Origin of the sequence: Arthrobacter sp. 2MCAF14 (assembly GCF_052115645.1) — a bacterium.
Taxonomy (GTDB): domain Bacteria; phylum Actinomycetota; class Actinomycetes; order Actinomycetales; family Micrococcaceae; genus Arthrobacter.
The window spans coordinates 56,664-82,420 of the sequence record NZ_JBFRHB010000011.1; the positions used below are offsets into that span (position 1 = coordinate 56,664).

General features: G+C 63.7%; 26 protein-coding genes. 12 read left to right on the forward strand and 14 right to left on the reverse strand.

Annotation, left to right across the window (positions count from 1 at the left end; translation table 11 throughout):
- Nucleotides 1-88: 88 nt before the first annotated feature.
- From AB4074_RS09885 to AB4074_RS09895, 3 genes are read left to right on the forward strand one after another with little or no spacing between them, the layout of a single operon-like run.
- Nucleotides 89-1,312 carry a thiolase family protein gene (locus AB4074_RS09885; protein ID WP_441413227.1) on the forward strand — a complete coding sequence of 408 codons (1,224 nt, stop codon included), beginning with the start codon at nt 89-91 and terminating at the stop codon, nt 1,310-1,312.
- The gene (locus AB4074_RS09890) at nt 1,312-2,112 is read left to right on the forward strand and encodes an enoyl-CoA hydratase/isomerase family protein (protein WP_441413228.1); all 801 of its coding nucleotides are present in this window, start codon (nt 1,312-1,314) and stop codon (nt 2,110-2,112) included. Before AB4074_RS09885 ends, AB4074_RS09890 begins: the two co-directional genes overlap by 1 nt.
- A 1-nt stretch (nt 2,113) precedes the next feature.
- Complete coding sequence (locus AB4074_RS09895; protein ID WP_441413229.1) at nt 2,114-2,977, forward strand: 3-hydroxyacyl-CoA dehydrogenase family protein; 864 nt, start codon at nt 2,114-2,116, stop codon at nt 2,975-2,977.
- Nucleotides 2,978-3,045: 68 nt separating this feature from the next.
- On the opposite strand, the gene AB4074_RS09900 is transcribed toward AB4074_RS09895, so the two are convergent.
- On the reverse strand, nt 3,046-3,972 hold the full coding sequence (locus tag AB4074_RS09900; protein WP_441413230.1) for an endonuclease domain-containing protein: 927 nt from the start codon (nt 3,970-3,972) through the stop codon (nt 3,046-3,048).
- Between the two features lie 164 nt (nt 3,973-4,136).
- Between AB4074_RS09900 and AB4074_RS09905 the strand changes: the two genes are divergently transcribed.
- Complete coding sequence (locus tag AB4074_RS09905) at nt 4,137-4,730, forward strand: GNAT family N-acetyltransferase (protein ID WP_441413231.1); 594 nt, start codon at nt 4,137-4,139, stop codon at nt 4,728-4,730.
- Nucleotides 4,731-4,781: 51 nt separating this feature from the next.
- Here the strand turns inward: AB4074_RS09905 and AB4074_RS09910 are convergent, their stop codons facing one another.
- Nucleotides 4,782-5,633, reverse strand: a complete 852-nt coding sequence (locus AB4074_RS09910) for an SGNH/GDSL hydrolase family protein (RefSeq protein ID WP_441413232.1) — start codon at nt 5,631-5,633, stop codon at nt 4,782-4,784.
- A 169-nt stretch (nt 5,634-5,802) separates the two neighbouring features.
- On the opposite strand from AB4074_RS09910, the gene AB4074_RS09915 reads away from it, so the two are divergent.
- Nucleotides 5,803-6,489, forward strand: a complete 687-nt coding sequence (locus AB4074_RS09915) for a LysE family translocator (protein ID WP_441413233.1) — start codon at nt 5,803-5,805, stop codon at nt 6,487-6,489.
- Between the two features lie 89 nt (nt 6,490-6,578).
- On the opposite strand, the gene AB4074_RS09920 is transcribed toward AB4074_RS09915, so the two are convergent.
- The 6 genes from AB4074_RS09920 to AB4074_RS09945 form a co-directional block, all read right to left on the reverse strand.
- The gene (locus AB4074_RS09920) at nt 6,579-7,712 is read right to left on the reverse strand and encodes a Gfo/Idh/MocA family protein (protein ID WP_441413234.1); all 1,134 of its coding nucleotides are present in this window, start codon (nt 7,710-7,712) and stop codon (nt 6,579-6,581) included.
- Entirely contained in the window at nt 7,709-8,482 is a 774-nt protein-coding gene (locus AB4074_RS09925; RefSeq protein ID WP_441413235.1) for a ThuA domain-containing protein, read from the reverse strand. Before AB4074_RS09925 ends, AB4074_RS09920 begins: the two co-directional genes overlap by 4 nt.
- Before the next feature lie 116 nt (nt 8,483-8,598).
- Nucleotides 8,599-9,369 (reverse strand): carbohydrate ABC transporter permease, encoded by a 771-nt coding sequence (locus tag AB4074_RS09930; RefSeq protein ID WP_441413285.1) that lies wholly within the window; start codon nt 9,367-9,369, stop codon nt 8,599-8,601.
- A 157-nt stretch (nt 9,370-9,526) separates the two neighbouring features.
- Nucleotides 9,527-10,531, reverse strand: a complete 1,005-nt coding sequence (locus AB4074_RS09935) for a carbohydrate ABC transporter permease (RefSeq protein ID WP_441413236.1) — start codon at nt 10,529-10,531, stop codon at nt 9,527-9,529.
- 10 nt (nt 10,532-10,541) lie between these two features.
- The gene (locus AB4074_RS09940) at nt 10,542-11,777 is read right to left on the reverse strand and encodes a sugar ABC transporter substrate-binding protein (protein ID WP_441413237.1); all 1,236 of its coding nucleotides are present in this window, start codon (nt 11,775-11,777) and stop codon (nt 10,542-10,544) included.
- 155 nt (nt 11,778-11,932) lie between these two features.
- On the reverse strand, nt 11,933-12,946 hold the full coding sequence (locus tag AB4074_RS09945) for a LacI family DNA-binding transcriptional regulator (protein ID WP_441413238.1): 1,014 nt from the start codon (nt 12,944-12,946) through the stop codon (nt 11,933-11,935).
- Between the two features lie 228 nt (nt 12,947-13,174).
- On the opposite strand from AB4074_RS09945, the gene AB4074_RS09950 reads away from it, so the two are divergent.
- Nucleotides 13,175-13,900: a tyrosine-protein phosphatase gene (locus AB4074_RS09950; RefSeq protein ID WP_441413239.1), complete on the forward strand. Its 726-nt coding sequence runs from the start codon at nt 13,175-13,177 to the stop codon at nt 13,898-13,900.
- A 242-nt stretch (nt 13,901-14,142) separates the two neighbouring features.
- Nucleotides 14,143-16,245, forward strand: a complete 2,103-nt coding sequence (gene paaZ / locus AB4074_RS09955) for a phenylacetic acid degradation bifunctional protein PaaZ (protein ID WP_441413240.1) — start codon at nt 14,143-14,145, stop codon at nt 16,243-16,245.
- 136 nt (nt 16,246-16,381) lie between these two features.
- On the opposite strand, the gene AB4074_RS09960 is transcribed toward paaZ, so the two are convergent.
- The gene (locus AB4074_RS09960; protein ID WP_345448958.1) at nt 16,382-16,702 is read right to left on the reverse strand and encodes a GYD domain-containing protein; all 321 of its coding nucleotides are present in this window, start codon (nt 16,700-16,702) and stop codon (nt 16,382-16,384) included.
- Between the two features lie 212 nt (nt 16,703-16,914).
- On the opposite strand from AB4074_RS09960, the gene AB4074_RS09965 reads away from it, so the two are divergent.
- Nucleotides 16,915-17,322, forward strand: a complete 408-nt coding sequence (locus AB4074_RS09965; RefSeq protein ID WP_441413241.1) for a VOC family protein — start codon at nt 16,915-16,917, stop codon at nt 17,320-17,322.
- Between the two features lie 193 nt (nt 17,323-17,515).
- On the opposite strand, the gene AB4074_RS09970 is transcribed toward AB4074_RS09965, so the two are convergent.
- From AB4074_RS09970 to AB4074_RS09980, 3 genes are read right to left on the reverse strand one after another with little or no spacing between them, the layout of a single operon-like run.
- Nucleotides 17,516-18,118 (reverse strand): TetR/AcrR family transcriptional regulator, encoded by a 603-nt coding sequence (locus AB4074_RS09970; RefSeq protein WP_236812614.1) that lies wholly within the window; start codon nt 18,116-18,118, stop codon nt 17,516-17,518.
- Between the two features lie 53 nt (nt 18,119-18,171).
- Nucleotides 18,172-19,524, reverse strand: a complete 1,353-nt coding sequence (gene paaK / locus AB4074_RS09975; protein ID WP_306959145.1) for a phenylacetate--CoA ligase PaaK — start codon at nt 19,522-19,524, stop codon at nt 18,172-18,174.
- A 7-nt stretch (nt 19,525-19,531) separates the two neighbouring features.
- Entirely contained in the window at nt 19,532-20,014 is a 483-nt protein-coding gene (locus tag AB4074_RS09980) for a hotdog fold thioesterase (protein WP_441413242.1), read from the reverse strand.
- Nucleotides 20,015-20,144: 130 nt separating this feature from the next.
- Here AB4074_RS09980 and AB4074_RS09985 point away from each other — a divergent pair, with 130 nt between their 5' ends.
- Entirely contained in the window at nt 20,145-20,699 is a 555-nt protein-coding gene (locus AB4074_RS09985) for a GNAT family N-acetyltransferase (protein ID WP_441413243.1), read from the forward strand.
- Between the two features lie 72 nt (nt 20,700-20,771).
- Here the strand turns inward: AB4074_RS09985 and AB4074_RS09990 are convergent, their stop codons facing one another.
- Entirely contained in the window at nt 20,772-21,665 is an 894-nt protein-coding gene (locus AB4074_RS09990; RefSeq protein WP_441413244.1) for a DMT family transporter, read from the reverse strand.
- 321 nt (nt 21,666-21,986) lie between these two features.
- Between AB4074_RS09990 and AB4074_RS09995 the strand changes: the two genes are divergently transcribed.
- From AB4074_RS09995 to AB4074_RS10005, 3 genes are all read left to right on the forward strand, one after another.
- The gene (locus tag AB4074_RS09995) at nt 21,987-22,637 is read left to right on the forward strand and encodes a TetR/AcrR family transcriptional regulator (RefSeq protein WP_441413245.1); all 651 of its coding nucleotides are present in this window, start codon (nt 21,987-21,989) and stop codon (nt 22,635-22,637) included.
- Nucleotides 22,638-22,789: 152 nt separating this feature from the next.
- Nucleotides 22,790-23,605, forward strand: coding sequence for a response regulator transcription factor (locus AB4074_RS10000; protein WP_441413246.1), 816 nt, complete (start codon nt 22,790-22,792; stop codon nt 23,603-23,605).
- Nucleotides 23,606-23,687: 82 nt separating this feature from the next.
- Complete coding sequence (locus AB4074_RS10005) at nt 23,688-23,861, forward strand: hypothetical protein (protein ID WP_441413247.1); 174 nt, start codon at nt 23,688-23,690, stop codon at nt 23,859-23,861.
- A 259-nt stretch (nt 23,862-24,120) separates the two neighbouring features.
- Here the strand turns inward: AB4074_RS10005 and AB4074_RS10010 are convergent, their stop codons facing one another.
- Complete coding sequence (locus tag AB4074_RS10010; RefSeq protein ID WP_441413248.1) at nt 24,121-25,752, reverse strand: sensor histidine kinase; 1,632 nt, start codon at nt 25,750-25,752, stop codon at nt 24,121-24,123.
- Between the last annotated feature and the right edge of the window lie 5 nt (nt 25,753-25,757).

A 25,757-nucleotide genomic window follows, 5' to 3' on the forward strand; every position in this document is an offset into this window, starting at 1 on the left:
GACCACATCGCGGCGCCGTGTAATCTTTATAGAACGAACGGTCGGTAAATTATTCACCGGCCCCGCTCCCTTCGCGAAGGATGTTCTCATGGTCGAGGCTTTTCTTGTTGGCGGTGCCCGCACCCCTGTAGGCCGTTATGGCGGCGCGCTTTCCGCGGTCCGGTCTGATGACCTGGCGGCCCTCGTGGTCCGCGAAGCCGTGGCCCGTGCCGGCGTCGACCCCGACGCGATCGATGAAGTCATCCTGGGCAACGCCAACGGCGCTGGCGAGGAAAACCGCAACGTCGCCCGCATGGCCACGCTCTTGGCAGGACTGCCCCTCCACATCCCCGGCATCACGGTCAACCGCCTGTGCGCCTCCGGCATGAGCGCCATCATCATGGCCAGCCACATGATCAAGGCCGGTGCTGCGGACATCGTGGTGGCGGGCGGCGTCGAGTCCATGAGCCGGGCCCCGTGGGTGCAGGAGAAGCCCTCCACAGCCTTCGCCAAACCGGGCCAAATCTTCGACACCTCCATTGGCTGGCGCTTCGCCAACCCCGTTTTCAGCAAGGGCGAACTCTCCCGCGGCGGCAAGATGACCTACTCCATGCCGGAAACTGCCGAGGAACTTGCCCGTGTAGACGGCATCTCCCGCGAGGACGCCGATGCCTTCGCCGTCCGCTCGCACGAACGCGCGCTTGCTGCCATCGCGGGGGGTCGCTTCAAGGAAGAGATCGTTCCGGTTACCGTGAAGACCCGCAGGGGCGAAACCGTGGTGGACACTGACGAAGGCCCACGCGAGGGAACCACCATGGAGGTCCTCGCCGGGCTCCGTCCAGTGGTCGCCGGTGGATCGGTTGTCACGGCGGGCAACTCCTCCTCGCTCAACGACGGCGCGTCCGCCATTATTGTTGCGTCCGAGGCTGCCATCGAAAAGTTCGGCCTCACCCCGCGGGCCCGGATTATCGACGGCGGCTCGGCCGGCTGTGAACCCGAAATCATGGGCATCGGCCCGGTTCCGGCAACCCAAAAGATCCTGGGCCGTTCCGGACTCACGGTTGGTGACCTTGGCGCCGTCGAACTCAATGAAGCCTTCGCGACGCAATCGCTCGCGAGCATGCGGCGTCTGGGCCTGGATCCTGACATCGTGAACCTCGACGGCGGTGCGATCTCCCTGGGGCACCCGCTCGGTTCCAGCGGCTCACGTATCGCGATCACCTTGCTGGGTCGCATGGAACGCGAGCTGGGCAGCGCCGAGCGTAAGATCGGCCTCGCGACGATGTGCATCGGCGTCGGGCAGGGCGCAGCCATTCTCCTGGAAGGCATGTAATGGCGTTGAACCCCGAGGAATTCGGAACGTTGCTCATCGAGGAACGCGAGGACCGCGTCACTGTCCTCCTGAACCGTCCCGAGGTCCGCAACGCGATCGACCAGCAGATGGTGGACGAACTCCATCAGGTGTGCGATTACCTTGAGCGCGAGCCGAAAATCCTGATCATTGCCGGCGTCGAAGGCGTCTTTGCGTCGGGTGCAGATATCGGCCAGTTGAGGGAACGCCGCCGCGACGACGCCTTGCGCGGCATCAACTCCACCATCTTCGTGAGGATCGCGAAGCTGCCCATGCCCGTCATCGCGGCCCTGGACGGCTATTGCCTGGGCGGCGGGGCCGAACTCGCCTATGCCGCGGACTTCCGCATCGGCACGCCCAGCCTGCGGATCGGCAACCCGGAAACCGGACTGGGCATCATGGCCGCAGCCGGTGCCACTTGGCGCCTCAAGGAGCTCGTGGGGGAGCCGATCGCCAAGGAGATCCTCTTGGCGGGCGCCGTCCTCCGCGCCGAGGAAGCCCTTCGCATCAACCTCATCACCCAGATCCATGAAGCTCCCGTGCTGATGGAAGCGGCCCACAACCTTGCTGACCGGATCGGCCGGCAGGATCCGCTGGCCGTGCGGATCACCAAGTCCGTGTTCCACGCTCCGGCCGAGGCGCACCCCGTGATCGACACGCTGGCCCAGGGCATGCTTTTCGAATCGCAAGCCAAGTTCGACCGCATGCAGACGTTCCTGGACAAGAAAAACACTGACAAGAAGAGCGACAAGCAGTCCAGCGACAACCCAGACAGGACCTGAAATGACAGCAACGCCAGCCATCCCGCATGTTGTCGGTGTCCTCGGCGGTGGCCGCATGGGCGCCGGCATCGCCCATGCCTTCCTGGTCAAGGGCGCCACCGTGATCGTCGTCGAGCGCGACCACGAATCCGCCGCCGGCGCGCAGGGGCGGGTCGCTGACGCCGTCGCCAAGTCCGCCGCCCGAAGCACGCTGACGGAAACCGCCGAAGAGGCCTTGTCCCGGTTCAGCACCTCCACCGACTACGACTCCTTCATCCATTGCGGGCTTGTGGTGGAAGCCGTGCCCGAGGACTACGAGCTCAAGGTTGCGGCCCTCAAAGCTGTGGAGGAGCACCTCTCGGCGGACGCCTTCCTGGCCTCCAATACGTCGTCGCTCTCCGTGACCGGCCTCGCTTCGCAGCTCCGGCGGCCCGCCAATTTCGTGGGCCTGCACTTCTTCAACCCGGTCCCGGCTTCCGCGCTCATCGAGGTGGTCCTGGCCAAGGAGACTTCGCCGGAGCTCGCCGCCACGGCGAAAAGCTGGACCGAGGCACTCGGCAAGACCGCCGTCGTCGTCAACGATGCTCCGGGCTTTGCGTCCTCGCGGCTGGGCGTTGCGATCGCGCTTGAGGCGATGCGAATGGTTGAAGAAGGCGTGGCGTCGGCGGAGGACATCGACGCGGCCATGGTGCTCGGCTACAAGCACCCCACGGGACCGCTCAAGACCACGGACATTGTTGGCCTGGACGTGCGACTGGGCATCGCCGAATACCTGCACTCGACGCTGGGGGAGCGCTTCGCCCCGCCTCAGATCCTGCGCGACAAGGTCGCCCGCGGCGAACTGGGACGCAAGACCGGCAAGGGATTCTTCGACTGGACTGACTAGCGTCTCGTACGCCCAACTAGCTCGCATTTGTTGTCGTTTTCAGGCCTCATAAAGACAACAAATGCGAGTCACTTGGGGGTCCAGCCTCGGTCCAAAAGCACGGCACGGACTTTCGCGACGGCGGACCGTGCTTCGTTCGCCATGTGGCGTTTGGAGATCCTCACCAAGTGCCAGCCCGCACGGGCGAAATCCTCTTCGCGGGCGATGTCCCGGACTATCTGGGCCGGCTCGGAATGCGGCTCGCCGTCGTATTCGACCGCCACACGGTGTTCCGGATAGGCGAGATCCGGTTGGCGTACGACGCCGGCACCTAGCTCAGTGGCTACGTTCAGTTGGGGTTCCGGCAGTCCGCCGTTTTCAAGGGCCAGCCGGAGCCGCGTTTCTGGGGCCGAGTCTGAGCCGATCCGTGCCTGCTCAAGAGCCAAACGTGCCTTCCGGATCCCCGGAGTGCCTTTGTGCCGGTCCAACATGTCGGCCAATTGTTCCAATGTTGCGTACGGCTCTGTCCGGCCTTCAAACTCCGGCCGAGGGTTCCGCAACAGATGGTCAGCCACAACAGTCAGTTCATCCACGCTCATCTTCCTGGACACATCGAGCCAGGTCCGGGTGCGCGTGGTGACCAGAAGACCGTCAAGACTGGTGATTTCGTCGTCGAAGAACTGCCCCACATGCCCAACCACTCCGGTTCGCCGAGGAATGGCCATGGTGTCCGGACGCGAAATGTGGATGCGCGGATCATCGCTACCGGGGAGGAAACCAGGGAACGACCACAGGGAGAAGGCCGTGGCGTGCGACGCAGCCGAGAACTCGGTCACCGCGGTGAAAGGCCGGACGAAACTGACCTCCTTTGGTTGCCCTTGGGCAAAGGCCTGGTCCGGAATCCGGATGCCCCGGCTCGGCGCGGGCAGCGATCGGTGCCGCAACCGCCGGAGGCTCACGCCGGCGTCGACCGCTTCTTGAAAGGTGAACGGGGCGCACGCCAGCAGCGCCGGCAAGGGTTGCGGGGTCCTCGTCGCCCTATCGTTGCAAATCCTGGAACGCCATTTTGAGTTATCCACAGGCAGCCGTCCCGGAACCCCAACTGACTCGCATTTGTTGTCGTTTTCAGCCGCCAAAACGACAACAAATGCGAGCTAGTTGGGTCAGTTAGGCTGGCTGGGTGACTCTCATTGCACCCGTGACCCTGGATGGCCGCTTCGTAACCCTGGAACCACTCAGCCCCGAGCACCACGACGGCTTGGTGGATGCCGCCAAAGACGGCGAGTTGTGGAAACTCTGGTACACCTCGGTCCCGACGCCGGAGGGCATGTCCGCGGAGATCGACCGCCGGCTCGGGCTGCAGGAGCAAGGATCCATGCTGCCATTCGCCACGCGGTTGAAGGCGAACGGCAAGCTCATCGGCATGACCACCTACATGAACATCGACGCCGCCACCCCGCGCGTCGAGATCGGCTCCACCTGGAACGCTGCCTCGGCACAGGGTAGCGGGAGCAATCCGGACTCCAAGCTGCTGCTCCTTCGCCATGCTTTCGAAACCCTTGGCTGCCCCGCCGTCGAATTCCGTACACACTGGCTCAACCACCAGTCCCGGGAGGCCATCGCCCGTCTGGGCGCCAAGCAGGACGGCGTCCTCCGGAACCACTCGCGAACTTTGGACGGAGTGCTCCGCGACACCGTGGTGTTCTCCATCCTCGAACACGAGTGGCCCGCGGTGCGCACCGGCCTCGAGTTCCGGCTCGCGAAGCGGCCCTGAGCGCGAGCACCGAACGCGCAGACGGCGCCGCGCGTTCGTGCCTGAGGCCAGCTACTTTTTGAGCGCGCTGTTGACGGCCGTACGGTAGCCCTGGGAGTAGCCGGCGTCGTTGGGGTGGAAGTTGTCCAACGCGAGCTCTGGCGGATCCAGGGGCGATGGCTGGGTGTAGTGGATCCACGGATTGTTGGAACCGATGCCGTGCCCGGTGAACCGTTCAGTCACGCTCACGTAGCCGACACCTGCGGCGGATGCGGCACCGGCGATGGTCGCATTCAATTGGTCAGCCATTCCGTTCAGGGTGGTGGCCAACTGTTTCTGCGTGGGAGGCATCTTGGGGCCGACGGTGAACAAGCGCGGGTAGCCGGTCACCACAATGTCGGCGTGGGGTGCCTTCTGCCGGATCGACTGAACCATGGCCACGATGTTGCCGGGTAGCGCGGGCAGGGCGTTCGCCACATTCTGCACGGCCGAAGCGCAGGCCAGGGCATCGGCACTGGTGCAGGCCACCGCCACGGCTCCCGTGCCGACGTCGTTGCCGCCAACAGTCACCGAGACTTCGGTAGCGGACCCCAGTGCGATCGCAACAGGGTCAGCGGGGGACAGATTGTCCAGGCCTGCCTTGACGGCAATCGACGTGGCGCCGAAGCAGCCCAGGTTCAGCCCGCCCAAAAGGGCGGCGTAACTGTCCAAGCTCTGATGGCAGGCCGGCAACGAGCCCGGAGCCGGACTGCTGCCGCCCGTGCCGGCGGCATAGGAATCGCCCAAGGCCACATAGACATCGGCCGGTTTCGCTGTGGTCGGATTCGCCTGTGCCGGTCCCGTTCCGAGTGCTGCCAGGAGTACGACGACGACGGCGGCGCCCACCAGGCGGCCATACCGACGTCGCGAATTAGCTGCTTGCATGATTGATATCCCCTCGTGTCGATCTGCAGTGCCGCTTGGCGGCGCGGGCTACCCCAGCCCGGCAGTCTTGCGGCCAGACTACGCGCGCCGCGTGCCCATGACTACGAAAAGAAGCCTGGTTTTTCCATTCGGTTTAGGTCAGGCCGCGCCGCCGGGCGAGGCTACACTCTTGAAGGCAACACGTGCCGAAGATCCATTCCTCCGGAAGCAGTCCCTGATGGTCGAACAACTGATGGCTTTTGCGCTGACCTGCCTGGTCGTGGTCCTCGTTCCCGGCCCTGATTTTGCCCTTGTGCTGAAAAACGCACCCCGCGGACCCGGATCAGCTGCAACCACCGCAATCGGAATCATGGTCGGCAACACGATCCTTGCACTTCTCGCAGTGCTCGGCGTCACGGCGCTCCTAGGTGCGTCGGAAGTCCTTGGCAACGCCATCAGAATCGCCGGTGCGGCGTACTTGCTCTATCTGGGAGCCCGCGCCCTGCTGGAGGCCTTTGGCCGCCCCCGCACTCAAGCTACGGCAGCACCGGAACCCGGGTTTGGATTCCGAGGGAATTCGCCATTCCTGCAAGGCATGGTGAGCAATCTGCTCAACCCCAAGGTCGCTGTCTTCTATCTGTCTCTTTTCCCTCAATTCAACCTCGCGCCCCTTCCCCCTCTGGGACAGCATGCGTTGATGGCGGGCATCTTTCTACTCACTGCGCTGGTTTGGTACGTTCTGCTGGTTCATGCGCTCAAGAAAATCTCCTCGGCTCTGGCCCGTCCCCGCGTGAAGCGGATCATCACCGGCGGATCCGGGACTGTCCTGATCGGCGTCGGCGGGACAATCCTGACGAAATCCCTGGCCTCCAGCTAACGGCCCGCGAGGGGCAACCCGGGGGCGGCGCCGCCAAGTAGCTCGCAGTTGTTGTCGTTCTGAGCCTTCAAAACGACAACAAATGCGAGCTAGTTGGGTTGGTGGGCAGGAAGAGTCAACGCACCGCGGACCGAGGTCCAGGACTTGAGGACCTCCAGCACGTCCGGGTCGCGTTCAGTCAGGACGGCCTGTCCGTAGGATTCTTCAAGCAGCGCATCAACGGAAACGCGGGTGCCGGTGGAGGCGCTAAGCATGGCCGCTTCCACCATCGCCAGGCTCATGATGTTCTGGTGGACCTGGCCCATGGGAGTGCTACCGGTACGCAAGGCCACCACGAAGTCACGCAGCGAACCGACGATTTCCTGGCCTGGGTCCTCCGAACCGGTTCCGGACGGAAAGAGCAACGAGGACACAGGTTCGCTGTCGCCGTCCCACAGGACGGTGCCGCGTTCGCCGCTGATCCGCCAAGCCGCGTTCCAGGAGGTCTCCTGGCCCGGGCTGCACCAGCTTCCGGTGAACACGAAGCGTTCCCCGCCGGTCATTTCGAAGATGGCGGTGGCCCCCGCATCTCCGCGATACCAACTCCAGGACGGGTTGTATTCCTCGCAGAACACCGAGAGAGGATCCGCGTCGAGCAGGAACCGGGCCATGTCGAACTGATGGATGGCCATGTCCAGCAGCAGCGGGTGGTCCATGGCATCCCGGAAACCACCGAAATGCGGGGCCTTGAAGAACTCGGCCGAGACAATGCCCACAGTGCCGAGCTCCGAGGCGAGCCGTTTGGCCTCGAAAAGATGCCTGTTGTACCGGCGCGACTGGCTGACCATGAACAACTGGCCAGTAAGCTCCGACGCCGCGGCCAGCGACAGCCCCTGGACCACGGTGGACGCCACGGGCTTTTCGCCGAGCACCGGGAGCCCCGCCGCCAGCGCCTCGGAGGTCACCGGATGGTGAGCTACCGGAACGGTGACGTTGATGACCGCTTGGGCGCCGACGTCGGACGCTAACTGCGCGGTCCCGGTGCCCACCGGCAGATCGGGAAGCCCGATAGCCGCCGCGCCAGCGCGGGCGGCGTCCAGGTCCAGGTCGACGATGCCAGCGAGCTCCACGAGCGGCGACTCCTGCACGGTCCTAAGCCACGCGCGGCCCATGCCCCCGGCGCCGACGACGACGACGCGAAGGGGAGTGCCGTCGTCGGGAATGGTGGCGAAAGGGGTTCTCATGCGTTGGCCCCCTGGTAGCTCTTGCCGTTGAAGAAGTCGTTGGTCTCATAGCGCAGCAGTTCGGGGTAGGCCCGCTCCGGCCGCTCGGTGACTGCCCATTCGACGGCGTTGGAGATGACTCGGCGGACATCCTTGTGGTGGTAGACCGGGTAGTCCTGGTCGCCGGGGCTGAAGAAGAAGATCTTGCCGTGACCGCGGCGGAAGGTGCATCCGGAGCGGAAGACTTCGCCGCCGCTGAAGGAACTGATGAACACGAGCTCCTCGGGGGTGGGGATGTCGAAGAATTCGCCATACATCTCCTGCTGATCGATCACGATGGGATGAGGCACGCCCTTCGCGATGGGGTGGGTGGGGTCCACGGTCCAGACCAGTTCGCGGTCCTGCTCACTGCGCCAGCGCAACGTGCACGAGGTGCCCATGAGCTTGGTGAAGATCTTGGACCAGTGCCCGGAGTGCAGCACGATCAAGCCCATCCCGGACAGGACGTGGCGGTGCACGCGCTCGACGATCTCGTCGTCGACATCACCGTGGGACATGTGCCCCCACCACGTGAGTACGTCCGTGTTGGCAAGGACTTCCTCGGTGAGCCCGTGCTCGGGCTCGTCCAGGGTGGCGGTGCGGACGCTGGCCTTGGCGCCGAGGTTCTCCTCGATGCCGGCCTTCACGGCTCCGTGCATGCCCTCGGGGTAGAGGCGGGTCACCAGTTCGTCGCGCTTTTCGTGCCGGTTTTCGCTCCAGACGGTGACGCGGATTGGCTTGCTGTCAGTCATGATTTTCTCCTCGAAGGTTTGTGGTTTGATGCTCGACGGCGGTGCGGTGCCGCGGGCGGTGAGGTCGGCACCTGCGGCGGGACTCGCCGTCGGGGGCTGGTTCTATTTGACAGCCGCTACTTGACCGCGCCGCCGGTCGTACCGGCTGCGATGTACTTCTGCGCCGCGACCAGCAGGATGATGGCTGGAATGGAGGCGAGCACGGCTGTGGCCATGACCGAGCTCCAGTCGTTCACGTAGGCGCCGATGTACTGGAAGATTCCCAGGGTCACGGGCCGCACAGCCTCGGTGGTGGTCAGGGTTAGGGCGAAAAGGAAGTCGCTCCAGGTGAACAGGAAGGTGAAGAGCCCCGCGGTGATGAGCGAGTTCCTGCTCAACGGCACCACGATGGACCAAAAGGCCCGCAAATGCCCGGCACCGTCCACCCGCGCCGCCTCGATGACCGACGCCGGCATGCCGTTCATGAAGGCCCTGATGATGAGGATCGCGAACGGGATGCCATGGGCGGAATCTGCCAGGATCAGGCCCGGAATCGAGTTGAGCAGGCCGAGATCGTTGTAGGCCGTGTACAGCGCGTTGGCCACCACGATCCCCGGGATCATTTGGCTGATCAGGATCGCGAAGAGGACCACGCCGGCGCCCTTGACCTTGAAATAGGCCAAGGCATAGGCCGCCGGCGCCGCGATGGCCAGGCTCAGTACCACGCTGCCCAGCGAGATCACCAAGCTGGTGGCCAGGTTCCCGCCCTGTTCGCTGATGGCCGTGGCGTAGCCCGTGAAGTCCGGCTTGAGCGGCAGCCACGAGGTTTCGAGCGTGGTGCCGTTTGGTTGCAGCGAAGCGTTGATCATCCAGTACACGGGGAACAGCATGATCGCCAGGAAGATCATGGCCAGGACGGTGTAGCCCCACTGTTTGCGCCCGGGGCCGTTCGCGGCGCGCTCCGGTCCGGCGCCTTTGCGGACACCCGCTTTCCGGGCGCTACCTTTGCGGGCGCTCGCCGGCACCGAACGGCGGGTGGTGATTTTCGTCGTCGTCATGCTTTCCTCACTCATCGACGGACAGCCGGCTGGCACGCAAGTACAGGACCGCGAAGACCAGGGAAATGACCACCAGGACGTTGCCCAGCGCGGCTCCCTCGCCGAATTTGAACTCGTGGAAGGACAGATCGTAGGACTGGGTGGCGATGGTCTGGGTCGAATTCGCGGGGCCGCCATTGGTCAGGCCCAGGATGATGTCCAGCACCTTGAGGGTGTAGACGACGCCGAGCACAAGGACCACGCTCACCACGGGACGCAGCATCGGCCAAGTGATGTGCCGGAACGCCTTCCAACCGGTGGCGCCATCCAAGGAACCGGCCTCGTAAAGCTCATCCGGAATTTCCTGGAGGCCGCCATAGAGAATGGTCAGATTGAACGGGATGCCGATCCAGATGTTCACTCCCACCACGGCGATCAGCGCCAACGAGGTGCTGGTGAGCCACGGAACGCCCGTGTTCACGATGTGCAATTCGCCGAGGAAGCGGTTCAACGCTCCGCTGTCCTTGTCGAGGATCCATCTCCACACGGCGCTGGACACGATGAGCGGCAGCAACCAAGGGAGCAGGAGCAGCGAACGCAGAATTCCGTTGAGCGGGAACTTGCGCTGGAAGAAGATCGCCAACGCCAGGCCGATCACGAACTGGCCCAGGATGGATCCCAGGGTGAACAGGGCAGTGTTCACCAAAGACGTTGAAAACAGCGACGACGACAGCACCTTCGCGTAGTTCGCCAACCCCACCCAGGGGGCCTCGCCCGTGAAGAAGGTGGCTGTGGTGTAGTCCTGGAAGCTCATCACGATGTTCTTGACCACGGGGTAGCCAAAGAACAGCGCCATGTAGGTCACGGCAGGAACCAGGAACAGCCATTGGAAGAGGCGCTCGCGGCGTTTGCGTCCGCGCCTGCGGGGCCTTGCCTCCCCGATCAGGGTGTTCTCCGACCCGGACTTTGTGCGCGGTTTGGCGCGCGACTTGGCGCGTGACTTGGCCTGCGACAAATCAGTTGTGAGGGACATGTCCAGCTGCTTACTGGCCTTGGGCTTGCTTGAGGGCGTCGGCCGGGGAGGCCTTCCCTGTCAGCGCGGTCTGGATGGCGGTGTAGATCTTGGTCGCTTGTGCCGGCCATCCTTCTCCGAGTTCGCCGGTGCGGGCCCGGGCGGTCTTGATGAGATCGGTGAAAGTGGCGAGCTTCGGGTTGTCGGTAGCGAACTTCGCGGCCAGCGAGGACTTGGACGGGATGGTGTTGCGGACCTTGGCCATGGCCAGCTGGTTTTCGTCGCTGTTCATGCAGGCCACTACTTCCGCGGCCTTGGCCTGGTGGGCCTTGTTACCTGTCTGCGGAACGGTCCACACTTCGCCGCCAAGCGGGGCAACGGCTGTCTGGCTGGCGTCACGGACCGGAATCTTCACGACGCCGTACTGCAGCGTGGTCTTCTTGTCGAGCGCCGGGATCTGCCAGGGGCCATTGACCATCATGGCTGCCTTGCCTGCCATGAACTGGTCCTTGACGTCTGCTTGCGTCCAGTTCAGCGCGGAGGACGACACGGATCCGTCCTTGACGAGGTCGGTCCAGAGCTGGAGGGCCTGGGCAGTCTCGGGGGTGTCGATGTTCTTCTCGTCGCCACCGTTGGACCACATGACAGGAAGGAACTGCCATGTGCCCTCATAGGTGGGGTTGGCGTTGAAGGCCAGGCCATACTGCTCGCCCGAGGTGAGCTTGGTGGCCGCAGCCTTCAGCTCGTCCCAGGTGGTGGGCGGGGTGACTCCGGCCTTGGCCAGGATGTCCTTGTTGTAGAAGAGCGCGATCGTGTTCACGGTGGGGGCGAGCCCGTACACCTTGTCCTTGTAGGTGCCGGCGCTGAGCACGCCGGGCGCGAAATCGGCGGTGTTGATGTTGAAATCGGACAACGGAGCCAGCGCTCCGGTAGCCGCAATCTGCTGCAGGTCCGGATTGTCGAGCATGAGCACATCCGGCAGGGTCTTGGAAGAGGACTGCTGGAGCACCTTGGAGATCAACGACTTGCCCGGCACGGTTTCGCGTTTGATCGTTACGCCGGCCTTGGTGCCGCAGGCGGTCAGGGCGTCGCCGATGAAGGACTTGTCCGGCTCGTTGTTGTAATAGTCCATCACGGAGATTTCCTTCACGGCATCCGTGGAGGAGGCGGACGCAGTGGTACCGCAGCCCGAGATGGCGAGCGGGAGGCCGACGAGAGCTGCCACGGCCAGGGCGAGCGGGCGGCGTGTCCTGATAGCTGACTTCATTGTCTATTCCTTTGTTGGTGGGGAAGGGAACGGTGCGATTGTTTGCGGAATCGAATCATCGATGCGTATCGACGATGCTGAAACGAAAAGGATAAGGAGCTGGAACAAAAAGAGTTGGCGAGGTCTATAGGGCGCGGCGAATCAGGGGTGGCGATTCACTGGGGACGGAGCGTGCTCGAACGGTGCGTGATGACCGTGGGCACCAACTCCAAGGATTCGTGTGGTCCGTGGGAGTCGGCTTCGAGGAGTTGGCACATGATTTTGACTGCGCGCCGGGATACTTCTGCCGGCTGCAGATCGATGGTGGAAAGCGGTATGGGTTGGAGCTCGGCAAGGGTGGGGGAGGCGCTTCCGATGACGGAAACGTCCAACCCCAGGGTCAGGCCACGGCTGCCTAAGATGCGGCGCAGAATGTCCTGGATGGTGCGGTCGGGGGCGATGAAGGCTGGCTTGCCGGTGGTGCTGGCGAGTGCTTTGTCAACCGATTCGGAGATGGTGGCGCGGTCGGTCCCGCCGGGGAGATGGAGCACGGTTACGCCGAGGGCTTTGGCCGCGACATCCGTGCCGTGCAGGAACCGGTCGACGTAGTTCACATGCCGGTCCATCACTGCGGGCTGCCAGTCAAGGACGGAAATTACGGAGTGGCCGGCGGCCGCGAGATCCCGGACGCAATGCTCACCGGCCATTTCGAAGTCGGCGTCGATGCAGACCAGGCCCGACGGATCGCGGGGAATGCCGATCAGCACCACCGGGACGTTCAGGCTGCGCGCCACGGGGAGGCGATCGTCCTCGTCCTCAACCTGCATGAGGATCAGGCCGTCGCAGATCTGCTGCCCGACGACGCGGCGCAGTCCGGCGGCGCCTTCGTCGTCGGTGATCAAGAGAATGTCGTGCTCGTATTGCCGGGCCGTGCTGGCAATGACCGAGACGAATTCCATGATCGATCCCATTTCCAGCTCCGGGATGAACGGAATGACCAAGCCGATGACCCGGGTCTTGCGGCTTGCCAAGGCTCTGGCGCCCGCATTGGGCTGGTATGTCAGCTGGTCAATCGCGGCCTCGACCTTTTTCCGGGTCTTCTCGGAAATGGGCCGCTTGCCGCTGAGCACATAGGAAACAGTGCTTTGGGCTACGCCGGCAGCCTGGGCGACATCCTTGCTCGTGGGCACGTTCCAGGCCTCCTTGCCGGGTCCAGTGGTCTTGGTCTGATATGTGGTTCTGTGTCGTCGATACGCATCGTCGATGCGTATCGAGAAAAAGTATGACATAAGTCACGTAAGACGCGCAAGACCCAACCCTCGCTCACCTATGACCGTCTTCCCCAGACCCTCGCTCACCTATGACCGCCTTTCCCCAGACCCTCGCTCACCATCTCGGCGTGTGGTTAGCTGTCCGGTATGGATGGGATCTCAACCGCCGCCAAGCAGCGGGGCGTCCATTGGGACGGCGCGGTGAACGCCTGGCACATCGCCGGAGGTGTGTATCGGATGGGCCGGCGGGAATGGCTCACCGAGGCTGGTTGGCAGCAAATGTACGACGCCGGCATCCGCACCGTAATCGATCTGCGGACCCTTCGCGAGCAGCAGCCCAGGGAGGTCGATCCCGAGGTTTCAGCGGAGGCGACCGCACGATTCGACATCGTCCATTGCCCCACCGAAGACCCGGAGGACAAAGATTTCACCGAGCGCTTTGGGCCGTACCTGAAAGACCCTGCCCACTACGCCGACTATGTGCGGCTCTTCCCGGGCAGGCTTGCAGCGGTTTTCAAAGCCATCGCCGCGGCACCCGGCGGGGTGGTGGTGCACTGCGCGGCCGGGCGCGACCGTAGCGGGATCATCGCCGTGATGCTGCAGAACCTGGCAGGAGCGAGCGACGAGGAAATCGTGCGGGGTTACCAGCAGGGAATGCGTGGAATCAACGAGCGCCACCGTCACCACCGCGCCCCGCACGCCCATGATCCCTTTCTCGAGGAAGACGCACTCGAAGCCATGCTGGCATCACGCAGCGTGAGCCTGTTGGAGTTCGCCCATTCCTTGGACACGGTTGCCTTTCTGGGAGCGAACGGCGTCTCCGAGGCGGAAGTCGCCGCCGTTCGAACCAAGCTCGGCAGCCGGTCGGACTAGCGGAAGGTAACCTCGCGCCGTCGTGACCTTCTTTGATTTCGGAAAGCGCTTGCGACACGGCGAGTCGCAACTTCCGGGCGTCAAAGCGCGTCAAAGAAGGTCAGGAAGGACGCAACCCCAAGAAGCATCTAGTGTGCAGATCGGGGCTCTCATGTATTCTGGGGATATTACCGAACGGCCGGTCAGTAATTTGCGGCCGTTCAGTCCATTTCGTGCCCGTGCCTTGGAAGGACCCGTCGACGATGACCAGTACCGCAGTCGCTCCGGAAGCCACAACCGTTGAAACCGTGCCCAGTTTCGTCCAGGGCGAGTGGTGGACCCCCAGCGCCGACGCCTCCGCGGGCGTGCCCGTCCGCGACGCCAGCACAGGCGAGATCCTCGCAATGGTCAACACCGATGGACTGGACCTTGCCGGCGTCGTGAAGTACGGCCGCGCGGTGGGCCAGCGCGAGCTCGGCAAGCTCACCTTCCACCAGCGCGCCCTCAAACTCAAGGAACTGGCCCAGTACCTCAACGGCCGCCGCGAGGAGTTCTACACTTCTTCCTTCAAGACCGGTGCAACGAAGATCGACTCGATGGTGGACATCGACGGCGGCATCGGTGTGCTCTTCACCTTTGGTTCCAAGGGCCGCCGCGAACTGCCGAACTCGCAGGTTGTAGTGGACGGTCCCATGGAAATCCTGTCCAAGGACGGCTCCTTCGCCGGCGGGCACATCTACACCCGCATTCCGGGCGTCGCGGCGCAGATCAACGCCTTCAACTTCCCCGTGTGGGGCATGCTCGAGAAGTTCGCGCCTGCATTCATCGCCGGCGTCCCCACCATCGTCAAGCCCGCCACCCCCACCGGTTACGTTGCCGCCGTCGTGGTCAAGGCGATCGTCGAGTCGGGCATCCTCCCGGAAGGCTCGCTGCAGCTCATCTCGGGATCCGCCCGCACCCTGCTGGACCACCTCGACTACCGCGACCTTCTCGCCTTCACCGGCTCTGCCTCCACCGCCAACTCGCTGAAGTCCCACGTCAACGTGGTCCAGGGTGGCGTCCGGTTCACCTCCGAAACCGACTCGCTCAACGCCGCCATCCTCGGCCCCGACGCCGTGCCTGGCACCCCCGAGTTCGACGCTTTCATCAAGTCTGTCGTCACCGAAATGACGGTCAAGGCCGGGCAGAAATGCACCTCGATCCGCCGCACCATCGTGCCCCAGGCCCTGGTGTCCGACGTCGTCTCCGCCATCGGCGCGCGCGTGGACGAGCGCGTCGTGGTCGGCGACCCCCGCGCTGAGGGCGTCACGATGGGCGCCCTCGCGTCCCTCGAGCAGCTCGCCGACGTTCGCGCCGCAGTGCAGTCAATGCTCGACGCCGGTGGCGAGCTTGCGTACGGGACGCTCGATTCGCCATCGGTCACCTCGCTCGACGGCACCGTGGGTGTCGTAGAAGGCGGCGCGTTCATGTCGCCGGTCGTCCTGAGCTGGGCTGACGTGGACTCCGAAGCAGTCCACTCGCTCGAGGCCTTCGGTCCGGTATCGTCCGTGATCGGCTATGCGGACCTCGACGACGCCGTCCGCCTCGCCGCCCGCGGTGGCGGCTCCCTCGTGGCCTCCGTATGCACCAACGATCCTGCTGTTGCCCGCGAATTGGTGACCGGAATCGCAGCGCACCATGGACGTGTCCTGATGCTCAACCGCGAGGACGCCCGCTCGTCAACCGGGCATGGTTCGCCAGTGCCGCACTTGGTCCACGGCGGACCGGGCCGCGCCGGCGGTGGGGAGGAACTCGGTGGTATCCGCTCCGTCATGCACCACATGCAGCGCACCGCCATCCAGGGTTCGCCGAACATGCTCACTGCCGTGACCGGCGTCTGGCACACGGGCGCGGACCGCAACTTCACGGTGGAGACGGAAGGAACGCACCCGTTCCGGAAGTCGCTCGCTACTTTGCGGATCGGCGACGCCGTGCGGTCCGAACTGCGGCAGGTCACCCTGGACGACATCACCGCCTTCGCCAAGTCCACCGGCGACACCTTCTACGCACACACCAACCAGGAAGCGGCGGAGGCCAATCCCTTCTTCCCGGGAATCGTGGCGCACGGGTACTTGCTGCTGAGCTGGGCTGCAGGTTTGTTCGTCTCGCCTGAGCCCGGACCAGTCCTCGCGAACTACGGCCTGGAGAACCTGCGCTTCATCACCCCGGTGGCCGCCGGGGATTCGATCCGCGTCACGCTCACCGCCAAGAAGATCACGCCCCGCGAGACCGACGAATACGGCGAAGTAGCCTGGGACGCCGTGCTGACCAACCAGAACGACGACATCGTAGCCACCTACGATGTCCTGACCCTCGTAGAGAAGTAACGCCAGCTCACGTATGTGGGTGTTTGGCGGGACGCTCGCTCACGTATGTGGGTGTTTGCCGGGACGCTCGCTCACCTATGTGCTGCATACGCGGAACGCTCCCCGGCAATGGGGAGCGTTCCTTATGTGAGGAGTTCTACTGTCCGGGGGCGCGGTATGTCGGGGACTTCTTGGCAGCTTCGTCGAGATCCTCAACCGTCATGAGCGGCTTCAAATGCAAGCGCACTGCGCCTGTCGCATTGATCATGAGTGAGAGAGCGGCGGCGCTAGCCGCGTCCGGGATTTCAAATACCCCGACGACGTCGGTCTCGCCGAAAGCGTAGTAGAAACATTCGAGCGATCCGTCGACGGATTTGAGTGCATCGACCACAGCATCGCGGCGCTTGGTGCCGCCCTCGCGCAACAGCCCCTTGATTCCGTCGCCTACGTAGTTTGCTTCGAACAGATATTTGGTCATTGTCTTCCCGTCCCGTGATGTCCAGGACTCGGGCCTCCTCAGGTGCTCCCATCACCCGTTGAGGGAAGGTCCCGGAGTTGTTCCCCTGCGAGGGGCTGTGCTGCACATGGTAGGCCGAGGTCGTCGCCCTGACAACGGTTTAGGCTCACGCACGCTCACAAGGTCTTTCCGATCCCGCCCGGCGTAAGATTTTTTGCGTAGGAGGTGGCGAAATGAACCTAGCACTCAGAACAGCCACAACCGTCTTGCCCGTCGACGACGTGGACCGAGCCCGCAGCTTCTACGCAGAGAAACTCGGCCTCCCTCATCGCGGCATGACTTGGGATGGTAATGATTTGTTCGGCATCGACGGCGGTCCCATGCTGCAGCTGATGCCCATCAAGGACGGCATGCACTCTTCGCACACTGCCCTTTCCTTTGAAGTCAGCGACATCGAGCGGGCAGTCGACGAAATGGAGGCGAACGGCGTCGAATTCCGGGATTATGACCTCCCGGATCTCAAGACAGAACACCACATTTGTACCACTGACGCCGACCGTTGTGCCTGGTTCATGGACACGGAAAACAACATCCTCTGCGTCCATGAAAGCTTGGGGGTCCAAGCCGAATACCAGCTCTGACCGGCTGAAAAACACTCACGAACACTGCGCAGAACGCTCGCTCACTTCTTTAGTGAGCGAGCGTTCTGTCAATTGGCCATATATGTGAGCGGGCGTTGGTCGAAAGGGGCATATATGTGAGCGGGCGTCGGTCGAAAGGGGCATATATGTGAGCGGGCGTCGGAGGGGGGAAGGGGTGCCCCAAGAACCGGCCCTACGCCGAGGCGTGGAGGCCGTCGAACGCCATGGTGATGACGTCGTCGGCCAGGCGCTGCGGGGAGAGTGAGCCGCCCGGCTTGTACCACTCCACGATCGAGTTGATAGTCCCGAACAGGAGCCGGGTCACGGTGCGGGGATCGATGTCCTGGCGCAGCGTGCCTTCTTCACGGGCAGCCGAGATCAGCGCGGCCACCTTGTGGTCGAAGGCCCGACGCCGTTCCAGCGCATCGCGCTCAATGTCGGTGTTGCCGCGAAGACGCAGGAGCAGCGTGACGAACGGCAGCCGCTCCACCAGCACGGCGATGGTCTGTCGCAGGACAAATTCCAAACGCGCATCCGCCGCCCCCGTAACAGCCTCGGGCTGTTCCAGGATGGCCTCGAGCCCGCCCAACGCATGCTCAAGGGCGAGCTTCAGGAGGTCGCCCTTGGAAGGCACGTGGTGGTAGATGGCCGACTTTGAGATCCCGAGGTTTTCGGCCAGAATGCCCATGGACGTGGCGTCGTAACCGTGGCGGTTGAAGACGTCGACGGCGATGAGCAGCACTGATTGCTGGTCGTATCCGGGGCGTCCCCGCTTGGTTACTGTCTCACTAGGCATGCTGGCCATTTTCTCATGAACGGTCGGTTGATTCGTGCACGCGCCCGGCCACGTTACCTCTTGGGTCGCATGTCGTAGACACGGCGCAGTTTGCCGTTGGAGCGCTCAAGTGAACCCGGCTCCACGACGTCCACAACGCACGAGGAACCCACGTGGATCTTGATCTGCTCGCGCAAGGCGTGTGCCGCCGTCGTGCCCGCCTCGACCGAAACGTTCTCGCGGCGCTCAATCTTGACCGTCAGCGAATCCATGCGCTTGCCCTCGGGGCGGGTGAGCTCGAGCTGGAAGTGCGGGCTGAGTTCGGGGATACGCAGGGCGATCTCCTCGATCTGTGAGGGGAAGAGGTTCACGCCGCGCAGGATGATCATGTCGTCGCTGCGTCCGGTGATGCGGCCCATTCGGCGGTGCGCGGGGCGGGCGGTGCCGGGCAGCAGGCGGGTGAGGTCCTTGGTGCGGTACCGGATGATCGGCAGCGCTTCCTTGGTGAGCGAGGTGAAGACGAGTTCGCCCGGTTCGCCGTCGGCCAGCACGGCACTTTCCCCGCGGGAGGGATCGAACGGATCGATGATCTCAGGGCGGAAGTGGTCTTCCCAGATGTGGCAGCCGTCCTGGGTCTCCACTGCCTCGCCCGCGACGCCCGGGCCCATGACCTCGGACAGCCCGTAGATGTCGCAGGCTTTGATGTTCATGGTGGTTTCGAGCTCGTGCCGCATTTCCTCGGTCCACGGTTCGGCTCCGAGCACCGCGTACTTGAGCGAGGTCGACGCCGGATCGACACCCATGTGGGCCATGGCGTCGGCGATCGTGAGCAGGTAAGTCGGCGTTGCCAAGATGGCGTCCGGCTTGAAGTCCTGGATCAGCTGGATCTGGCGCTCGGTCTGGCCGCCGGACATCGGGATGACCGTGCACCCCAAAGCTTCGGCACCCGCGTGGGCGCCAAGGCCGCCGGTGAAGAGGCCGTAGCCGTAGGCGTTGTGGACCTTCATGCCGGGGCGGACCCCGGATGCACGGAGCGAGCGGGCCACCAGGGTTGCCCAGTTGGCGAGGTCGTTTTTGGTGTACCCGACGACGGTCGGCCGGCCTGTGGTGCCGGAGCTCGCGTGGATGCGGGCTACTTCGTCCTGCGGCACGGCGAACATACCGAAGGGGTATTCCTGGCGGAGGTCTTCCTTGGTGGTGTACGGGAACTTGCCGAGATCGGACAGTTCGCGGAGATCGGAAGGGTGGACGCCGGCGTCGTCGAACTTGCGCTTGTACAGCGGGACGCGATCGTAGGCGTAGGCCACGGTGTGCTGGAGGCGGCTGAGCTGCAGGGCCTCGAGCTCGTCGCGGGAGATGGTTTCTTCGCGATCTAGCTGTGCGGTGTTGAGCGGTGCGTCGGGAGCGGCGACGGTGTTCTGTGTCATGGTCTTCCTACTTCTTGGAGATGGTGCGGCTGCGGCCACGGAACTCGGCGATGAGCTCGCCATAGCTGCTCGGATCATCGGGCGACCCGACGGCGGCAGCTTCGCTTGCGTCGGCCGCGAAGATTTGGATGTCGTACAGGCCGCTGCGCCCGTTGTTGGCGCGACGGTTCGCGACGGCGGTGATCACCTGGCCTTGATAGGCCGGCTTGAGGAAGTTGATGTCGACGCCGGCGGCGACAGTTATGGTGTCCGCTTCCGACGGCGACGGGTTTGCCGGGTTGCAGGCCAGGGCAAACGCTGAATCAGCGAAGGCGAAGATCATTCCGCCGTGGGCCATTCCGAAGCCGTTGAGCATTTCCTGCCGGAGCTTCATGCGGACGGTGGCGTGGCCGTCGTCGACCTTGAGCACCTCCAGGCCCATCCACTCAGAGGCGTAGTCGTTCTTGAGGATCTGGTGCTGCGCTGCGCCAGAAAGGGTGGTCTCAACCATGCGTCATTGCCTCCAGCTTTATTTACCGAATGTTCATTAGGTAATCCCAGTTTGCTTGAACTGTCAAGAGGTGACCGCTCGGCGGGACGGATCCGAACCACGAAAAACCCCGGCGTAGTAGCCTCGTGGCATGCCGCTTATCGAACTCCCCATCAGGACTCCGAGGCTTGTGCTTCGCAGATTTGAGGCCACCGACCTGGAGCGATTCCACGCCTACCAGTCACTGCCCGAGACTGCGCGATTCCTGCTCAGGCAGGAATTGACCCTTACGCAGTCCATGGAAGCGCTCGGCCGCTACGCCAACTTCACCTTCGAGCAAGAGGGCGACTGGGTGTGCCTCGCCATAGAGCGCGCGGACTCGCCGGGGCTGCTTGGCGAAGTGGTACTTAAATGGCTGCCGGGCACGGGACAGGCCGAAATCGGCTGGATCCTGGCTCCGGAAAGCCGAGGCCAGGGCTACGCCGCGGAGGCAGCCGAGGCCGTGCTCCGCCTGGGTTTTGAGACGCTCATGTTCCACCGGATCGACGCCAAGCTGGATGCCCTCAACAGGTCGTCGTCGGGATTGTGCGAGCGGCTTGGGATGCGCCGCGAAGCCGAGCTCGTGGACAACTGGCACTACAAGGGCCAATGGTCCACTGAAGTCATCTACGCCATGCTCGACTCCGAGTGGCGCGCGCGGACGTAGCATCCACTGCTTGGCGGACGCAGCCGCAGAGACGGGATTTTCGACGTGTTCCTCCTCGAACTGGGGGGACGGTCATGGTGCGGGCTCCAGTTCTTTCTCGGGTGCGATGGATGCGGTTGCCCGGGAGAGCAAGATGACGCCGGCCAATGCGGCCGTGCCGCCGAGGAGCGAGGCGACACCCGGGACTTCGCCGAGCAAAATCCACCCGAGCAGCAGGGACAGCACTGGTACGACGTACAGGAGCGAACCGCCCTCTGCCACGCTGGTCCGCGACAGCGAGACGTTCCAGAAACCGTAGCCCACCACCGTGCAAATCACCACGAGCACGGCCAATGCCAGCCAAGCGTTCCACGTGAACTCGGACGGCGTCACTGCGAACCGGGCGGTCGGCAGGGTTGCCACTCCGCCGATGAGGGATCCCCAGAAGACCACTTCGAGCGGAGGGACGCGTGCCAGCAGGGGCTGCTGGACGATGAGGAATGCCGACAGGAGAAGTGCGGCTGCCACGATGTACAAGGCGTCGCCATTGAAGCCGACGGCCGCGGAATCGCCGAGCGTAATGGCTACGACGCCTGTTACGGCAAGCAGCATCCCCCAGTAGCCCAGGCCCGACGTTCTCTCCCGCAACATCAGATGACCGAGGACGAACGCGAAGACGGGCGAGATGTTCAGCAGGAGACTCGCTGTTCCGGCCGGAACGGTCGTCTGCCCGAGGTTCAGGAGCAGGCCGAAGCCTGCATACCCCAGTAATCCCGCGACAAGCATCCTCGGAATGTCACGACCGCGCAGCGTAAGCCGCTGCCGCCGGACCAGCAGGACCAAGCCAAGCACGACGGCGGCACCCAAGTAGCGCAGCGGCGTCAGGTCCTGGGGGTTCATCACTTTGAGGGCCTCGCGGGTAGCCACGTATGTGGGCGCGGAAGACAGCACCATCAGCACATCTGGTCTTCGGTACCATCCGGTCACAATTGGGGCCTTCCCGGTGAAGTGGCCCTTTGCTTCAGGGCGGTTATTCAGGGAACTATTGCTCTCCCAGGCGATTTATTCGCACAGTACATGAATTAGATCGTTCGCGGAAGAAATAAAGATAAGGATTCAGCACCATGTCCGGCCGCCCATTACCCAGAGCGGGCGGGCACCTGGGTGGGACTGGACGGCTGGCCGTCCGCCGACTTCGGGCAGCAGAAATTCAAGACGTTCAAGAACGAGCAACTATTCTTTGAAAAGACCTTTGAGAAGCGCATTAGTCGGACATCGGCCTGACCAGGGGAAACGAGGACGAGCGACATGACGACTACCGCCAAGGACCACGAAGAGCGGCCCCGCGCCAAGACTGCCGGCGAACGGCAGCGGCACCCTACTGAAGTGCGGCGTCAACTGGTGGTTGATGCCGCACGGGACCTGATCGCGGACAAGGGGTTGTTCAATGTCCTGATCCGCGACATTTCAAAAGCCTGCGGAGTGTCACCCGGGACCATCACCTACCATTTCAAGAGTCTCGACGAAGTTCTGATGGAAGTAGTCAAGGCGGAAACCGCAGACTTCTACGTTCCGCTGCAGGAGAGCGCCAGAGGGTCCGGTGACCCTACTAAGGAACTGCTGTATTTCCTCGAGGGGATGTTCGGCTCCGACGCGAGTTCCCGTCGGCATTGGCTGATCTGGTTCGACTTCTGGTCCGCTGCGGCCAGGGACGAAGCCTACGGACGCTGGATGAGCGAACACTACGACGGCTGGCGCAGCGCCCTCCGCGAGATTACCGAGCGTGGTGTCAGCGAGGGATCCTTCATCTGCGACGATCCCCAAAGCTTCGCCATCGAAACAGCCGCCATGGTGGATGGGCTCGCCGTCCAATGCTATGCGCGGGGTTCATCCCTTCCGGTGGAAACATCGCGGAGCCTCCTTATCGCGTTCGTGAGGCGCGAGCTTCAGATCGGGTGAGTGGCGCGAGGAAATAGCGCCCGCGCGACGCCCGCCGCGACCTCCGCAGAGCCGCGCGCAGCCGGGTAAACCGGACTCACGCCGACATGCGCGAGAATAGCGGGTACCGCTGGTGTTAAGGTGGGCTGAGCATAAGAGACGGGGATCTTGAAGTGGGCGCATCGGGCGTTGCCGTAGTGATCGAGGATGACGATGACATCCGTGAGGTGGTCCATGCCGTCCTCGAGGCATCGGGCCTGGAGGTTTACGCGGCCGGGAACGGCGTCGATGGCGTGGATGCGGTCCGCCGTCACAACCCGGACGTGATCACCTTGGACCTTGGCCTGCCCGACATTGATGGGATCGAGGTCACCCGCCGCGTCCGCGAGTTCAGTGACGCCTACATCATCATGCTCACCGCCCGCGCGCGTGAAGTGGACACACTGCAAGGGCTGGCCGTCGGCGCCGACGACTTCGTCACCAAGCCCTTCCGCCCCCGCGAGCTTCTGGCCCGGGTTGAAACGCTCCTTCGCCGGCCGCGCGGCAGCAAGCTTTTGAGCGGTTCCGGAGGGGGCACGACGGCGGAGCTGCCGCCGGCCCTGGCGCTGAACGCACCAACCGCACCCACGCCCGTGCAGCCGGCGGCCGAGCCATCGGGGCTGGAACACAACGGCCTTTTCCTGGACGTGGCCACGCGGACAACCCGGGTGGGCACGGAAGAGGTGCAATTGACCCGCACCGAGTTCGACCTTCTTCAGGCCCTCATGGAGGCCGGACGCGTTGTCCGAAGCACCACTGGGCTTGCCCGCTGGCTCCATGCCAAGGAGTACGAAACCGGAGGCTATGTCAGCGAATCCGAAGAGCGCGCGATCCAGGTACACATCGCCAATCTGCGACGGAAGCTCGGCGATTCTGCGCAGTCGCCGCGTTGGGTCGAAACTGTGCGTGGCGTCGGTTACCGCCTAGCTGCAAAGACGTCGGAAAACTGACCCAATCTTAAGGGAACCTTTAACAAGGCTCTTTACGCTGAGAAAGTCAACTTCGGATTTTCACGGCTCAAAGGAGCACTGCATGAAAAAATTCGCCGCAACACTGCTCATGACGGGCCTGCTCGCTATTGGCGGGTTTGTTACTCCTGCCAATGCCGCCCCGAAGACCACGCACGACACCACGAGCACCACAGTAACGACGGTTACCACCGGCACTGTTGTGAACTACGCCCAGATCGGTTGGTGGCCCAACTGACTCGCACTAGATGCCGTTTAGACGCCTCATAACGGCATTAACTGCCAGCTACTTGGGTGGACGATAGAGCAATGCCAAACACCGCCCCGGGCTACCGCCCAGGGGCGGTGTTTTTTTGGGCGCCCCTTGGCTCCCGGTACAGATTTCCCCTTGTTTGCGGCCGCTGAGCCCCGGAATGACGCGACTCGTCGCGTCGTAAGCGCTTTCCCGATTCAAAGAAGGGGAAAACGGTACAAGCTCTCGGCGACGACGGCGCCCCTTAGCTCTCCGTGTCCAGCGGGAGCCGGACTGACACCGTGGTCCCCACGCCGAGGGTGGACTCGACATCGAGCCGGCCGGAATGGCGTTCCACAATGTCGTGGGCTATCGCCAGGCCAAGCCCGCTCCCGGGGATGGCCGCAGTGGAGGCGTTTGATGCGCGGAAGAACCGCGTGAACACTTGCTCGATTTCGGTTTCGGGGATCCCGACGCCGGTGTCCTCCACGCGCACCACCACGCTGGGAACCAAATCCGGGTCCGAGGTGATCCCGCTGCTCACGGCAACGTGGCCGCCGTCGGGCGTGAACTTGATTGCGTTGCTGATGATGTTGGCGAAGACTTGCTCGAGCTTGGCCTCGTCGGCCTGCACAGTCATGGTTCCGGGCGCATGCATCACGGTAAGGGACAGCGAACGGGAGTCGGCGAGCGGCTGCAAGGTCGAGACAACAAGCCTGAGCAAGGTGCCGACATTCACGCGGCTCAATTGAAGGTCGCCGGACGTGTCCTGGTGCGAAACGGTGAGCATGTCTTCGATCAGCCGTCGGAGCCGCTCGGCATTTCGTGAAATGACGTCGACCATCCTCCCGACACCCGCGGGAAGAGGTCCACCGGCGCCTGTGCGGATCATGTCGAGATAGGCAGTGATGGACGTCAGGGGAGTTCGAAGTTCGTGGTTCACCGTAGTGAGGAAGTCGGTCTTGGCCTGGTCGAGTTCCTGGAGCTTGTACATGACTTGCTGTTGCGCGCCGATCAGGTGGCTCTGCATCAAGCCGTACGCCAAGTTCCCCGAGACGTGCTGAATCAGGCCTATTTCGGCCCGGGTCCATTCCTGTGCCGTGTCCGGGCGGGCGATCCAGATGACGCCGAGAACGAGATCTCCCTCGCCTACCGGCACCACAACAGAGGCCGACGGCGCCCCCACACCACCCGGCGCGCCCGCACCGCCGGAGTCACCCGCGGGAGCCCGTTTCGGCAGCGGTTGCACCTCCGCTTCTGCCCACAACCGCTCCGCCAGTTCGAACGTGGCGATCTCGTCGGTGAGTTCGTCCGGCAGGACTCCCGGTACAAGTCCCGGAGCGTTCCACTCGGCACTCACCTGCGGCACCCGGGCGTCCGGGAAGGTGGTGAACCAGACATGCTCCGCGCCCAAGGCCTCGCCGATTCCATCCACCAGATGCCGGGCAATCAGCCCCGGATCAATGGTGGACCGGATCGCCGCGGACACTTTCCGCAGGCTCTCCCTCAGTGACTCGGCCTCCGAACGGCGGCGCGTCCGTTCGGCGGCACGGGCTATCAGTACCAGGGCCCGGTGCACCCGAAATCCGGGAGGCTGGCCCCGGTAGGTGAAATCAGCAATCGTCCACCCTTCCAGGGCAGCAACATCCAGCTCGTTCTCGGGATCCAGCAGGAGCAAAACCGGAACGCTGTTGCGGGGAAGGAACTCCCGGAGGTCGTTGTCCACCACCAGCACGTCGCTCGGTTCGCTTTCCAGCGCGGCCGCGAGCGAACCGGCGTCGTGCGCTGAACGAACCATGAACCCTGCCGCGGCGAGCGCCGCAACCGTCTCTGCGTGACGAACCGGGTCAGGGTCGGCCACCAAAGCCCGGTTTGGCACCGATGCATCGTTAGTCAAGCTGC

What these genes read in the sequence shown, in the direction of transcription:
- AB4074_RS09885 (WP_441413227.1), top strand. Translation starts at nt 89, where the DNA reads ATGGTCGAGGCTTTTCTTGTTGGCGGTGCCCGCACCCCTGTAGGCCGT.
- AB4074_RS09890 (WP_441413228.1), top strand. Translation starts at nt 1,312, where the DNA reads ATGGCGTTGAACCCCGAGGAATTCGGAACGTTGCTCATCGAGGAACGC.
- AB4074_RS09895 (WP_441413229.1), top strand. Translation starts at nt 2,114, where the DNA reads ATGACAGCAACGCCAGCCATCCCGCATGTTGTCGGTGTCCTCGGCGGT.
- AB4074_RS09910 (WP_441413232.1), bottom strand. Translation starts at nt 5,633, where the DNA reads ATGCAAGCAGCTAATTCGCGACGTCGGTATGGCCGCCTGGTGGGCGCC.
- AB4074_RS09920 (WP_441413234.1), bottom strand. Translation starts at nt 7,712, where the DNA reads ATGAGAACCCCTTTCGCCACCATTCCCGACGACGGCACTCCCCTTCGC.
- AB4074_RS09925 (WP_441413235.1), bottom strand. Translation starts at nt 8,482, where the DNA reads ATGACTGACAGCAAGCCAATCCGCGTCACCGTCTGGAGCGAAAACCGG.
- AB4074_RS09930 (WP_441413285.1), bottom strand. Translation starts at nt 9,369, where the DNA reads ATGATCTTCCTGGCGATCATGCTGTTCCCCGTGTACTGGATGATCAAC.
- AB4074_RS09935 (WP_441413236.1), bottom strand. Translation starts at nt 10,531, where the DNA reads ATGTCCCTCACAACTGATTTGTCGCAGGCCAAGTCACGCGCCAAGTCG.
- AB4074_RS09940 (WP_441413237.1), bottom strand. Translation starts at nt 11,777, where the DNA reads ATGAAGTCAGCTATCAGGACACGCCGCCCGCTCGCCCTGGCCGTGGCA.
- AB4074_RS09950 (WP_441413239.1), top strand. Translation starts at nt 13,175, where the DNA reads ATGGATGGGATCTCAACCGCCGCCAAGCAGCGGGGCGTCCATTGGGAC.
- paaZ (WP_441413240.1), top strand. Translation starts at nt 14,143, where the DNA reads ATGACCAGTACCGCAGTCGCTCCGGAAGCCACAACCGTTGAAACCGTG.
- AB4074_RS09960 (WP_345448958.1), bottom strand. Translation starts at nt 16,702, where the DNA reads ATGACCAAATATCTGTTCGAAGCAAACTACGTAGGCGACGGAATCAAG.
- AB4074_RS09965 (WP_441413241.1), top strand. Translation starts at nt 16,915, where the DNA reads ATGAACCTAGCACTCAGAACAGCCACAACCGTCTTGCCCGTCGACGAC.
- AB4074_RS09970 (WP_236812614.1), bottom strand. Translation starts at nt 18,118, where the DNA reads ATGCCTAGTGAGACAGTAACCAAGCGGGGACGCCCCGGATACGACCAG.
- paaK (WP_306959145.1), bottom strand. Translation starts at nt 19,524, where the DNA reads ATGACACAGAACACCGTCGCCGCTCCCGACGCACCGCTCAACACCGCA.
- AB4074_RS09980 (WP_441413242.1), bottom strand. Translation starts at nt 20,014, where the DNA reads ATGGTTGAGACCACCCTTTCTGGCGCAGCGCAGCACCAGATCCTCAAG.
- AB4074_RS09985 (WP_441413243.1), top strand. Translation starts at nt 20,145, where the DNA reads ATGCCGCTTATCGAACTCCCCATCAGGACTCCGAGGCTTGTGCTTCGC.
- AB4074_RS09995 (WP_441413245.1), top strand. Translation starts at nt 21,987, where the DNA reads ATGACGACTACCGCCAAGGACCACGAAGAGCGGCCCCGCGCCAAGACT.
- AB4074_RS10005 (WP_441413247.1), top strand. Translation starts at nt 23,688, where the DNA reads ATGAAAAAATTCGCCGCAACACTGCTCATGACGGGCCTGCTCGCTATT.